Annotated in this window: 9 protein-coding genes and 1 pseudogene; 3 read left to right on the forward strand and 7 right to left on the reverse strand. The window is 59.3% G+C overall.

What is annotated here, in order from left to right:
* Positions 1–81: 81 nt before the first annotated feature.
* The 4 genes from JQ586_RS20400 to JQ586_RS20415 all read right to left on the reverse strand — a co-directional run bounded on the left by JQ586_RS20400 (position 82) and on the right by JQ586_RS20415 (position 3,894).
* Positions 82–1,023 carry an alpha/beta fold hydrolase gene (locus JQ586_RS20400; RefSeq protein ID WP_212396399.1) on the reverse strand — a complete coding sequence of 314 codons (942 nt, stop codon included), beginning with the start codon at positions 1,021–1,023 and terminating at the stop codon, positions 82–84.
* 240 nt (positions 1,024–1,263) lie between these two features.
* The gene (locus JQ586_RS20405; RefSeq protein ID WP_212396400.1) at positions 1,264–1,503 is read right to left on the reverse strand and encodes a hypothetical protein; all 240 of its coding nucleotides are present in this window, start codon (positions 1,501–1,503) and stop codon (positions 1,264–1,266) included.
* Between the two features lie 1,481 nt (positions 1,504–2,984).
* Positions 2,985–3,590 (reverse strand): DNA ligase, encoded by a 606-nt coding sequence (locus JQ586_RS20410; protein ID WP_212396401.1) that lies wholly within the window; start codon positions 3,588–3,590, stop codon positions 2,985–2,987.
* Positions 3,591–3,732: 142 nt separating this feature from the next.
* Positions 3,733–3,894: a hypothetical protein gene (locus JQ586_RS20415; RefSeq protein ID WP_212396402.1), complete on the reverse strand. Its 162-nt coding sequence runs from the start codon at positions 3,892–3,894 to the stop codon at positions 3,733–3,735.
* Between the two features lie 319 nt (positions 3,895–4,213).
* On the opposite strand from JQ586_RS20415, the gene JQ586_RS20420 reads away from it, so the two are divergent.
* The gene (locus JQ586_RS20420; protein WP_249147826.1) at positions 4,214–5,386 is read left to right on the forward strand and encodes an ABC transporter substrate-binding protein; all 1,173 of its coding nucleotides are present in this window, start codon (positions 4,214–4,216) and stop codon (positions 5,384–5,386) included.
* Positions 5,387–5,688: 302 nt separating this feature from the next.
* Here the strand turns inward: JQ586_RS20420 and JQ586_RS20425 are convergent.
* Positions 5,689–5,946, reverse strand: a pseudogene (locus tag JQ586_RS20425) (hypothetical protein); the annotation flags it as partial.
* A gap of 451 nt (positions 5,947–6,397) precedes the next feature.
* On the opposite strand from JQ586_RS20425, the gene nhaD reads away from it, so the two are divergent.
* Both nhaD and JQ586_RS20435 read left to right on the forward strand, forming a co-directional pair.
* Positions 6,398–7,672 (forward strand): sodium:proton antiporter NhaD, encoded by a 1,275-nt coding sequence (gene nhaD, locus JQ586_RS20430; RefSeq protein ID WP_212396461.1) that lies wholly within the window; start codon positions 6,398–6,400, stop codon positions 7,670–7,672.
* A gap of 575 nt (positions 7,673–8,247) precedes the next feature.
* A complete protein-coding gene (locus JQ586_RS20435) occupies positions 8,248–10,092 on the forward strand; it encodes a potassium transporter Kup (RefSeq protein WP_212396403.1) in 1,845 nt (614 codons plus the stop codon).
* Between the two features lie 348 nt (positions 10,093–10,440).
* Here the strand turns inward: JQ586_RS20435 and JQ586_RS20440 are convergent, their stop codons facing one another.
* The gene (locus JQ586_RS20440) at positions 10,441–10,818 is read right to left on the reverse strand and encodes an outer membrane protein (protein ID WP_212396404.1); all 378 of its coding nucleotides are present in this window, start codon (positions 10,816–10,818) and stop codon (positions 10,441–10,443) included.
* A gap of 499 nt (positions 10,819–11,317) precedes the next feature.
* Positions 11,318–12,031 (reverse strand): response regulator, encoded by a 714-nt coding sequence (locus JQ586_RS20445; protein ID WP_212396405.1) that lies wholly within the window; start codon positions 12,029–12,031, stop codon positions 11,318–11,320.
* Positions 12,032–12,132: the final 101 nt, after the last annotated feature.

Consider the following 12,132-nt stretch of genomic DNA (forward strand, 5'->3'; position numbering starts at 1 on the left):
CACCGACACATGTTGCTCCCTCCGGCCCCCCGGAACGGGGCCGTGTGGGCGCCTGCAAGAGCCGTACGCTCAAAATCCCGGTCAGTCCGAGTGTTTCGCCAGGAAGCCGAGAATGAGCCGTGCAATCTCGTCGTTTTGCTCATCGGGAGCGAAATGGCCGGCATCGAGCTGATGTATCTCGGCATCCGGCAGGTCGCGCTTGAAGGCATCTCCCCCCGGAGCAATGAACGAGGGATCGTTCCGTCCCCAGACCACCAAGGTCGGCGGCTTGTGCTCGCGCAGCCACGCTTGCCACGCCGGATATGCGGCAACGTTCGTCCGGTAATCATAGAGCAGCGCAGCCTGGATCTCGCGTTGGCCCGCTTTCGACAGATGGGCGTACTCGTCGGTCCAGGTGTCGGGATTGTAGCGGTCGGGATGCGAGGTGCCGAGCGTGTGGCGCGCTTCGGTCGCCGCCTGCGATACAAAGGCTTCGAACACTTCGGGATGCGCTTTTGGATCGGCCCAATATTGTGCAATGGCAGCCCATTTCTTGCCAAGCCCCTCCTGATAGGCGTTGGCATTCTGGATGATGAGAGATTGCACCCGTGCCGGATGCGCCATCATGATGCGAAAGCCAACAGGCCCGCCGTAATCCTGCAGGTAGAAGCTGCATTTGCTGACCTTCAGTTGATCGAGGAATTCGCCGATCGTGTTCGCCAGCTGGTCGAACGTGTAGGCATAGGATGACGGTGGCGGCGCATCACTCTGACCGAAGCCCGGATAGTCCGGGGCTATCAGATGATAACGTACGGCGAGCAAGGGAATGAGCGTATCGAACTGGCGCGAGGAAGACGGAAACCCGTGCAACAAGACCAGCGTCGGCGCATCCTTCGAGCCTGCCTCGCGATAGAAGATCTTGAGGCCGTCAATCGTCGTGCTGTGATAGGTCGTTGTCGCGGACGTGGATTCCAGCGCAGCAGCCTGCGCAGCATCAGCGGCGAGCAACGCGATCGCGGCCGCGAGAAAAGTCGGAATTTTCATGGGTGCCTCCGCATTCTCGTTTCGTTGCAAGCGAAAAAGCAGTGCAGGAGCATTGTATCGTAGACTGGCTCGAAAGCATCACAAGAATTTTGACATGATCGGGCCACGACGCGGCGCGAAAGGTTCTCGACCAGTCATCAGGCGTTCGTCGCGCCCCAGGGCGCGTACTCATTAAACGGCTGCGTGACCGACGCGGACATGGGAAGGGTCTGCTCCGGCTCCTGACCGGCTCGGTTGCAATCACACATCGTCATTCTCGCTAGGAAATGGTTCGTACAGCGTTCGCCGATCTGGAAAATCAATCGGAGCGAGAACCCTGTAGGGCTTGGGCTCGAAGACCGCGCGCAAGCGCCTTCGTCTTAAGGCGGCACGGACCTCGTCATACTGCCTGATAATTTCCTCCGCGAGACGCTTCGAATCCGCGATGGCGGCGTCTGCACGCGCGAACAGCTTGTCTGGGTGATCCAGAGCATTGCTCATGGGCGCTCCTCCGGTGATGCCTAGAAAACGCGGGGGGGGGGGGGATAGTTGCGGCTCGGGGGAACGAATCTGTGCGCTACCGGTTGAAATCCCGCTTTGAGTGATCGACTGGTTTCCTTCCGGCCTCAGCGTCCCCCGGCGCTGGGGCCGCTTCTTTTTGCGCGAGACACCCGCTGACATGCATATGTTAATGCGCGCGATCGATCGCGGGACGCAGTCTGTGATCATGACAAGCGAGCGTCACACGGACGGCGTAGAGCGCGCCTGCATTGCCTTCGCAGCGGCCTCCTTTGTTGTGCTCATTGTCTGCGTGACTTGGCTTTTCATGAGGTAGGGACGTAGAAACGCCGCTGGGGTTTAGACCTCAGATTTGATCCGTTCCTCCGCAGCCCCAGCGCTGGCCCCCTCGCGCTGGGGCCGTTTCTTTTGGACGCTCTACCCAGGGGCAATCAGGACATCGTCTGCAACTTGGTGTCACCCTATGCGTTCACAAACGTATGCCGGGTCGTGCAGCAAAGCGATGGACCGACGCTGAAGACCGCCGCGTCATTGAACTGCGGCAGGAGCGGAAGCATGTTGCCGTAATCGCCAAGCTGCTAGGCAGGTCGGTGGAAGGCGTTCGGCAGCGCATAATTGGGTTAGAGATGCGCGGTGCCGTGAAGCTGCTTGACCGCAAATACACGGACGATCGGCCTGTTTGAAGCTGCCTTGATCGTGCTCGCGCTTAAGAACGTTGAGTTTTGGAATGGAGGCTTCGGGAATCGGTGCCGAACTAGCGTCCAATGGTCATCCGAAGTGCGAAATAGGCCCCCGCACCGACGACCGCAGTGACGCCGAGTGCGAAGAGGACACGCGAGAGGTCAGCTGGTTTCGAAGATCGGATCAGGTTTCTTACTTACGACTAAGCCAAGGGCTAACCGGAATGAGGACAACGGTAACAGTCCGGCCAAACGCCGCTGTAACAGGTTTGTGTGGCCCGTGCCCTCAAGCGGCGCCTTCCCGGCGCTGGGTCGTTTCTTAGAGGCGGAAATAGAGCTAGTCGCGGTTCACGCGTGCCAGCATGAGCAAAGTGGGCGGGTGGGACCCTCGCTCCCTTGGGGACTGGAGCGGCGATCCCTATCGCGCGATGGTCGGGGTTTGGGATGGGCGGGTTGGCCAATCCGCATGACTATCGATCAGAGTAGAACCTAGAATGGCCGCGGCAATCGCCATTCCGAGCTAGCCCTAAAGTGCTCGCAATTTGGGAATTAACCCTACGACCGTATGTTGTATCGCTGGCAGCAGCTGCGGGCTCTGTCCCGGAGATCAAAGGTGGACCGAACCTCCACCCGGCTTCGCCCGGCGCATCTCCATCTCTCGTGCACATAGAGAAGGTGAGCGAAGCCGCCCACCAACAGGGGCGGCTTCGTCGTGTTGGCCTCACTTCGACGCGCCAATCACCGATATGGGCTCGCGCGGGGCACCGCGGCACTAGCGGGCCGTCATAGACGGTCGTCCAGCTTCCGGCCCATTGCTGGGTGCTCCCGATTTTTGACCTTGACCCAATCTTTTGAGCGGCCGGCGCGATAGGGGCGGTCGCTGCGCTTGGAGACCAGACCCTCCAATCCCATCAGGCATGCATGGCGATAGAGGTCGGGGCCGATCTCGCCTTGCTCGAAAGGTGCGAGGTGGATGCCGTCGATGCGGCGCGCGAGGATCCGGGCGAGATTGGTCTTTCGCAGGTGTAGAGGCAGCTTCCGTAGATCGTCGCCTTCGAGCACGAGAATGTCGAAAGCGTAGAGTTCGACCTCCGCGTTATGCATGCCCGAGTGCAAGCCGTCGAAGTCCGAGCGGCCATCAACGCCGAGCAGTACTGCCTCGCCGTCGAGTACGAACCGCTGGCAGCGGTTTCGCAGCGCGGCCTCGGTGATCAGGGGAAAACTTTTGCTCCAGTCGTGGCCGTTCCGGGTGAACAGGTGCACCGCGTGGCCATCGCGCATGACGATCAGCCGGTAGCCATCATGCTTCACCTCGTGCAGCCAAGCGTCGGTCGCCGGCACAGCCGCGCCAGCGGTCGGGATGCAGGGCTGATAGGGCGACTTGAGCATGCCCCCAAGATAGGTATCCGGGGCTGACTTTACGAATCCGCAGAGGAAGCGGCGGGCGCTGCGTCATCAGGCGAACAGATCCTTCCCGGGCCTAAGCCATCCTGACGAAGGTCCCGCTCTCGTGGATCGGCTCGAGCCAGCCCTACTCGATCGGGTATTTCAGGCCGGCGAAGTATTCGGCCGGCGTTGCCTTGTCGCCTAAGAGAAAGGGATCGTTGAGCCGTTCGATATAGATCCGGCCGTCCTGGACAGGATCGAAGGCGCGGGCGTGCGCCATCAGGCGCCGCGCGGTGCCTTTGCGCAAGTCGCGCCGCCAGAGCTTCCGGGTCGAGAGGCTCGCCGATCGGATTGGCCGCGAATGCAGGCCCGTTCATGAACTCGATCACGAGCCGATTATGTGGTGAGGCTGACTTGATATCGCCGATGACGAGGGAGCGCAGTTGATAAAGGTCGAGCTTGCTCAGCGTCAGATATACTGACTAATCGACGACATCGACAGGGTCATTAAAACCTGAGTAACATCCGGAGCAGCCGTTCGGCGGGTTCATTTTACCGAAAGGGATTAAGATGTACTCCGCGCTCCGACACCTTTGCTGTGTGGCCATTCTCACCGGGCCTTCGGTTTGAGCACGAACTCTCTCGGACAGACGTCGAAGCGCTACGACCCCGGCGCAAGCGACACTGAAATCAAGGTTGGAAACATCATGCCGTATAGTGGACCTGCGTCTGCTTACGGGATCTTCGGCCGCACTGAAACTGCGTACATCAGGAAGATCAATGCCGAAGGCGGAATCAATGGTCGCAAGATCAATTTCATTTCCTACGATGATGGATACTGCCCACCCAAGACGGTCGAGCAGGCGCGAAAGCTCGTCGAAAGCGACGAAGTCCTGCTCATCTTCAGCTCGCTAGGCACCCCAACGAACACCGCAATACATCAATACATGAATTCCAGGAAAGTGCCGCAGATGTTTGTCGCGACACGTGCGAGCAAATGGAACGATCCAAAACGCTATCCGTGGACGATCGGATTTGGCGTCAGTTACGAATCGGAAGCGAGGATCTACGCGGCTTATATCCTGAACAACTATCCCGGCAAGACCATCGGTGTGCTCTATCAGTACGATGATTTAGGGAAGGACTACCTGAAGGGACTCCATGAAGGTCTCGGCGACAAGGCGGGCAGCTTGATCACTGCTGAGGTCTCCTACGACGTCACCAACCCGACGGTAGAGCCCCAGGTCGTGCGCATCAAGGACACACACCCGGATATCTTCATCAACATCTCCACCCCGAAATTCGCCGCCCAGGCCATCAGGAAAATGGCCGAGTTGAATTGGAAGCCGGTCCACATCTTGGCTAGCGTATCGAATTCCATCGGAGCGGTGTTGCAGGTCGCGGGCTACGAAAATAGCCAGGGCCTGCTGTCGGCCTCACCCCAGAAGGACGTTGATGACCCCGAGTTGAGGGATGATCCAGGTGTCCAGGAGTGGCGGATTTTTATGACGAAATGGTATCCCGACGGGGATCAGAATGATGGGTTCACGAGGAATGGATGCTTGCTTGCGAAAGCGTTGGAGAGGGTGCTGCGGCAGTGCGGAGATGACCTTACGCGAGAGAACGTGATGCGACAGGCATCCAACCTCGATTTTGAGATCGGCCTCCTGCTTCCGGGAATCCGTGTCACCACAAGCCCGAATGACTTTGCTCCCATCAAGCAGTTGCAGATGATGCGCTTCATCGGCCGGAGATGGGAGCGCTTCGGACCGATCTTGGACTCGGAAAAGCTGACCTAGTGCCGCCGATCTGAAGTCCCTAGCTCCGTACTGTTGGAAGTCCAGCAGCGGGCCTCCAATCCTTCGCGAGTTGGGCGAATGCACGTCACCCGACTTGGCGGCAACATTGGTGCCACGCTTGTTCGCAGCCGTATTCCGCCATGAGATCGTTGAGGGCTGCGGATCTCTGCCCCAGCTTCGTCCCACCCGGGACACGCTTCGCGAGGCTTTGGTCATCTCTGGGTCAAACGCGTCGCTTCAACCGCTTGCCGGCTACTTCTGTTCTGCGTCCACAAGTGACATTGTTCGCATCCGATCTGACTTCATCGTTCTCCCGGCCACCAAACCGACGGCGGGTTCATCGCCGAGATCTTGTTGGTCCGCAGCGCGACGAGATGGCTCCGCTTGAACGGATGCCCACTCCGCCGCGAGCAGTCCTTGCAGCGCATGTACCGCTCGAGCTCATGGACCGGCGTCCATTTCGGTCGGCGGACGATGTCGAGCGCGACGGTCTGATGGGTCTCGCAGCCGAGGCACTTGACCTCGAGATATCGGTATCCGGCGTTCAGGGCATCGCCCAAGGGCAGGGGGTAGAGCTCGGATGGGAGGCCTCTTATGGAATCCCTATGCCGTGGGTCCGCTTATACCCTCGATTTCATATGCAATCAGATCCATTTGTCACAGTTGCGGAAATCGCGGCCGGGCCAAATGGAGACGGGTCATGCGTACGCAGGCTGTTATCCGGGAGGTGCATTCAGTTATGGCGGGATGGATGTCGACAAAGACCGTCCGCGTCTTGGTGTTGCTCGGCAGCCTTGTAATTCTTGCCATCGCTGTCAACGCGACAATAATCCTCCTCGACGGCAGGTATTAGCTGTTGAATAAGAGCGAATATCACTGACAAATCAAGAATGAGTCGCCGACGGCAGTGCGCCCCAGCCACAATGGAACTGCGGGGCAATTGGTCGCATAGCCAAGGCTATGCCGATGGCGAAAGAACCCTTCGGCTTGGTTCTCCTTTGGGGGCTTCTCTTGGTCGTCGCGCTCATTCTGATCTTTGTTGCCGCCTACCCCGTTATCGCGCTGGAGCATCCGCTTAAGATCAGCAAATCCGCCACGGCTCTATTCGCGGCGGGGTTGCTGTGGACAGTTTACGCGCTCTCGATTGGAGATCGCGGCCGCCTTGGGCATGAACTCGACGAAACCGTAACTGCGACAGCGCGCATCACGTTTTTTCTGCTGGGCGCGATGACTATAGTCGAAGTGATCGACGCGCATGACGGCTTCGCGCTGATCACCTCGCGCATCCGCAAGCGGGGAATGACAGGCTTGCTGTGGCTGGTATCTTGGGTGACTTTCTTCCTCAGCGCCGTCCTCGACAACCTGACCACGACCATTGTGATGGTCTCTTTGATGCGGAAGCTGCTCGACCGGAGCGACAACCGGTTGCTGTTCGCATCAGTGATCGTGGTAGCGGCGAATGCGGGTGGCGCCTGGTCGCCGATGGGGGACGTGACGACTACCATGCTCTGGATTGGTGGGCAGGTGACGGCGCTCGGAATCATCAAGGCGCTGCTTCTGGCGTCGGTCGTCAATCTTCTTGTTCCCCTGGTGGTCGTGATATTTGGTCTCAGGGGCATACCGTTCCAGGCTACTAGCACCAACGAGGCGTCTGATGTTCAGCCCTTCGAGCGCAACTTGATGCTCGTGCTTGGCCTTGGTGTTCTGATAGCTGTACCGGCGTTCAAGCAGGTCACCCACCTGCCGCCTTTCATGGGCATCCTGTTCGGGCTCGGTATTCTTTGGTTGGCCGGAGAAATCCTGCATCGGGATAAGCCACTGGAGCAGCGGCACAGACTGACGCTTGCGCATGCGCTCAGTCGCATCGATCTGAGCTCACTGCTGTTCTTTGTCGGAATCCTGTTTGCGGTTGCGACTTTGGAGCACGCCAAGATTCTCGAAGCGCTGGCGGGAACGCTGAATCGTGCGATTGGGCGTCAGGACGTTATCGTGTTGTTGCTCGGCATATTGAGCGCAATTGTTGACAACGTGCCGCTCGTAGCAGCGGCCATGGGAATGTATCCGCTCTCGCAATATCCGACGGACAGCCTCCTGTGGGAGTTCATGGCCTATTGCGCGGGAACCGGTGGCTCGATCTTGATCATTGGATCAGCTGCTGGAGTCGCGGCGATGGGTATAGAGAAGATCCAGTTCATCTGGTACATGCGCCGTATAGCAGGGCTTGCGGCTCTCGGTTACTTCGCTGGCGCAGTCGTTTACATCGTGCAGTTCAGGCTCACACATTGAGTGCTCGCTGCAATGAGGACGAGCGCCGTCGGCAGGCACGGCCCGAATATTTGGCGAGCGATTGTAGCGGTCAGAAGCGCTCGGGATTCAAGTCTCCCTTACCACCGTGCGATGGCGTGAGCGTAGGTAATCGCCAGTGCGAAGAGGGCCGAGCGCAATTGCAATCATCAGGGCGTCCATCATGGGAAGCCTCCTTTGCGCGCTATTATAATGTTATTGGCGCGCGACATTGGGCGGAGACATTTGCAGTAAGACAACGGCGCAACGATCCTTGCGCCATACGCATTCTCCCAATCCTTTCTTCGCGACTCTGCACATAAGTGTTCCAGATGGCCGCGCAGGCAAAGTTATAGGAATCTTATAAAGATTCTCTCCCTCAGTGGATGCGGCGAAGAGCCGGTTTAGGATCATTCGCGCTAGTTGTCGGATGACCATTTACACACAGCTTGGGCATGATTAGTGTTTTGCCCGGGAAGCCTGCAGGCGGAGGGGCGTCGATGAGCTTAGCCGCGGGGACCGGTGCGACCAGGCATGCGAAAGCACGACCTCGATTGGCGGCATCAGCGATCGCCTGCATGGGCGTTGTGTTCGGGGATATCGGCACCAGTCCACTCTACACATTGAATGTTGCGGTCAAATCGGCAAGCCCAGACGGGCATGTCATGCCGGAAGCGGTCATTGGCATCGTCTCGTTGATCTTCTGGTCCCTCATCATCGTCATTTCCATCAAGTACGCGATCCTCATCATGCGCGCAGACAACCACGGCGAGGGCGGCATTCTGGCGTTGCTAGCCTTGGCCAGTCCGCAACGCGCCAAATCCGACAAATGGCGAGCCGCGTTTATCGTCGTCGGCCTTATCGGCGCAACGCTGCTTTACGGCGACGGGACGATTACGCCCGCGATCTCCGTCTTGAGCGCGATCGAGGGCCTGAAGATCTATGCGCCGCAACTAAATCACGTCGTCGTGCCGCTGACCGTGCTTATCCTCAGTGGCCTATTCATTATTCAGCGCAAGGGCACATCCTGGATCGGCGGCTTCTTCGGACCCATCATGCTGGTCTGGTTTATCATTTGCGGAGTGCTTGGCATCGAAGGGATCCTTGCGAATCCCGGCATATTGGCCGCACTGAGTCCGCTGCCCGCGATCACCTATCTCTCGCATGCGGGCAGCCTGGCTTTCGTCGTTATCGGCGGCGCATTTCTCGCCGTGACGGGCGGCGAAGCGTTTTATGCCGACATGGGCCATTTCGGACCGCTGCCAATTCGCGTGGCCTGGTTTGCCGTCGCGCTGCCGACACTGACGCTCAACTATTTCGGGCAGGGCGCTCTGCTGTTGCTCGATCCTACTTCTCCTCAGGTTATCGACAGCCCGTTTTACGCTTTGGCGCCAAGCTGGGCGCTCTACCCTCTCATCATCCTTGCAACGGTTGCGACCGTGATCGCCTCGCAATCGATCATCTCCGGCGCTTATTCCATGACGCAGCAGGCGATCAGCCTCGGGTTTCTCCCGCGCATGAAAGTCGTGCATACCGAAGGTCGGGAGATCGGCCAGGTCTACTTGCCATTCGTCAATTGGGCGCTTGCCGCTGGAACGCTCGTCGCCACGATTGGTTTCGGATCGTCGGACGCGCTGGCCGGAGCTTTCGGCATCGCCGTGTCACTCCTTATGGTGATCACGACGCTGATGGCGACGGTCGTCGCGCTGCATTGGAGGTTTCCTCCTTATATCGTCTACACCGTGAACATAGCGCTGCTCGCGCTTGACACGCTGTTCTTTGCCTCGACCGCGTCCAAGCTGCTCGACGGCGGCTGGTATCCCTTGCTCATCGCCGTCGTTATTTCGTTCCTGATGCTGACCTGGAGAAAGGGTGAGCAGATCATGGATGTCGTGCGGCTCGAGATCCGCGAGCAGATCGATACGTTCCTCGAGAATCTGCGCAAGAACCCGCCGGTCCGGGTGCCGGGAACGGCGGTTGTGCTCGGGCGTTTGTCGAAGGGCATTCCACTGGCGCTTTCGCATAGCGTAAAATGCAGCCACGTGCTGCAGGAGAACCTGGTTCTGGTCGCCGTCTCGACGACGGAAGTCCCTCGTACACCGGACGAGGGGCGGGTCGTGGTTCAGCCCATCGCCGAAGGCATCACGCGCGTCGAACTGCGGTTCGGGTTCATGGAAGAGCCCAACGTACCGCGAGAACTCGACGCGGCGATGAAGCGCGGTGTGCTCGCGCCGTTCGATCTCAGCGCGGCGGTCTATTACACCGGTCACGAGACCATCGTTCCGACCGGCTTGCGCGCCGGCCTGCCGCGCTGGCGCGAAACGATATTCGCATTCATGCACCACAACGCGCAGCGCCCTGGCGCCTATTTCAAGATCCCGGGCAGGCAGGTCATGGAGGTAGGGGTCGAATTCGACATATGAGCGGATATTGAGCGACGACGCTGGGCTATCGTATCCACGGACTTGGGAAGGTCATGCGGGTGGATTGCGGCAAGTGTTCTCGGACTTGTCGCGGGCCTCAGTGACGTTGCGCAGAGGGAAACCGCCATCTCCTCGGCTGCGCTGCCGGACAAGAGCCAGTACAACGCGGTTCGATCCGGTCTCCACTGACCAGATGCGCGACTTCAACACCGACCGTCCACCCAAGGCCAACGGCCGTCCTCGGTCGACGCGGGACATTTCCAGTACGAGACTGCTGGCGCCGCCCGTTGAGCCGCAATACCTCTGGGCGAAGTCGGGGCTCAAGCGCGTTAGAACGAGGCTTGGGCCTCAGTATCTCGCGACCACCGGGCCATCCCAGTGGAACTTGTAGTTGATGCCGAGCTGAACGGTCTGTGCGGTCTGCTTGACGTTGAGGACCTCGCCGACGGTGGTGCCAGGGGCTGCGAAGTGCTGGCCTGAGGTGTCCTCGATCCACATGTAATTCCATTCCAGGAAGACCGACCAGTTTGGCGTGAACATCCATTCGCCGCCGACACCGACGGTCATGCCCGGCAGCCAGAAATTCGAGGATTCGAGCAGGGCGCCGCCCGGGAAGAAGACCTGGTTCTTGTTGTTTAGGAACGCGATGCCACCCTTGACGTAACCAAGGAATTGCGGCGTCCAGAGATAGCCGATCCGACCGGTCGCGGTGCCGATCGATCGCAAATTGTTGGCCTCTTCGCGATGTCGCGCCTTTGATCGCTACGTCCGACACTGATGGCGCTCCCGAGCGGTGCAAATGTGAGAAGCCGGTCGAGCCCGCAGACCGCATATCTTGGCGTTAGATCAGCAAAAAGCCCGTCCGAAGCCGGGGTTCGGACGGGCTCACTTGGAGTAAAACACGACGCCTTGTTCAAGGGCGGCGCGCATGAATCCTAGCACCGTCGCATCCCAACGCGACTCTCGAATATCATGCAGGCGGCGATTACGCTGTGAGCGTTATGCTTGATTGTTGCGCGGACGGCGTCGTCGACATGTCGGGACAATGACGGCGAACTTATCTTTTCGCGGTCGAAACCGGGGGAAATCGGGCGCATCGACAAGACCGACAGCAGTCCCATCGGCACAAATCCAGGCAGAGCAGGTAATTTCGCGACGAGAATATATTATTCCGCAACCCTTCATCGGCAGCGCCCATCGCAAGCCCTCAGCCGGCAAATCGACGTCATTCGCCGGGGCTGGTCTCGATACGGGAGTGCAGGCGATAACCGACACCTGACTCGGTGACCAGAAGCCGGGGATTGTTCGGGTCCGCCTCTATCTTCTGACGGAGCTTGCGCACCAGGGTTCGCAGATACTGGATATTGTCGCGCTGGTTTCCACTCCAGATATCTGCCAGCAGCTGGTCGTGCGTCACGACCAGCCCGAGATGCGTCGCCAGGATCTGGAGCAGGCGATACTCCTTTCGCGTCAACCGCATCTGGCGCTTGTCGAGGAACACGGTTCGGCTGACGAGATCGATCGACAGCGGTCCGGCCGAGATCACGGCGGTCCTGGTCGCGCTCCTCAGATAACGGCGCAGGGCGGCTTCGGCGCGCGCCAGCAGCTCCGCCATGCCGAACGGCTTCACCACATAATCATCGGCGCCGGCCCGCAGCAGCCGGACCTTTTCGTCCTCGGTCGACGTCACGGACAGGACGATGACGGGAACGTTAGACCAGGAGCGCAGCCGCTCCAGAACCTCGGCTCCGGGCATGTCAGGCAGCGCCAGATCGAGAATGACGAGGTCGGGCGCGTTGAACGTCGCGGCCTTCAATCCGTCAACGGCGTTTTCGGCCTCTCGCACTGAAAAGCCGTGAATCTCGAAGCCGGCCCGGAGGAACCGCCTGATCTTCAACTCGTCCTCAATCAGCAGGACGGCACGGCTGGGTGTGTTCATCAATTCTCGGCCGTCAGCGCCTTCGCAACAGAGCTGACATCTTGGAGAGCGTGCTTCGCGCCGGACGAGCCCGGCGGGACGCGCGTCGCGATGAACAGGTG

Origin of the sequence: Bradyrhizobium jicamae, from assembly GCF_018130215.1 — a bacterium.
Lineage (GTDB): Bacteria > Pseudomonadota > Alphaproteobacteria > Rhizobiales > Xanthobacteraceae > Bradyrhizobium > Bradyrhizobium jicamae_A.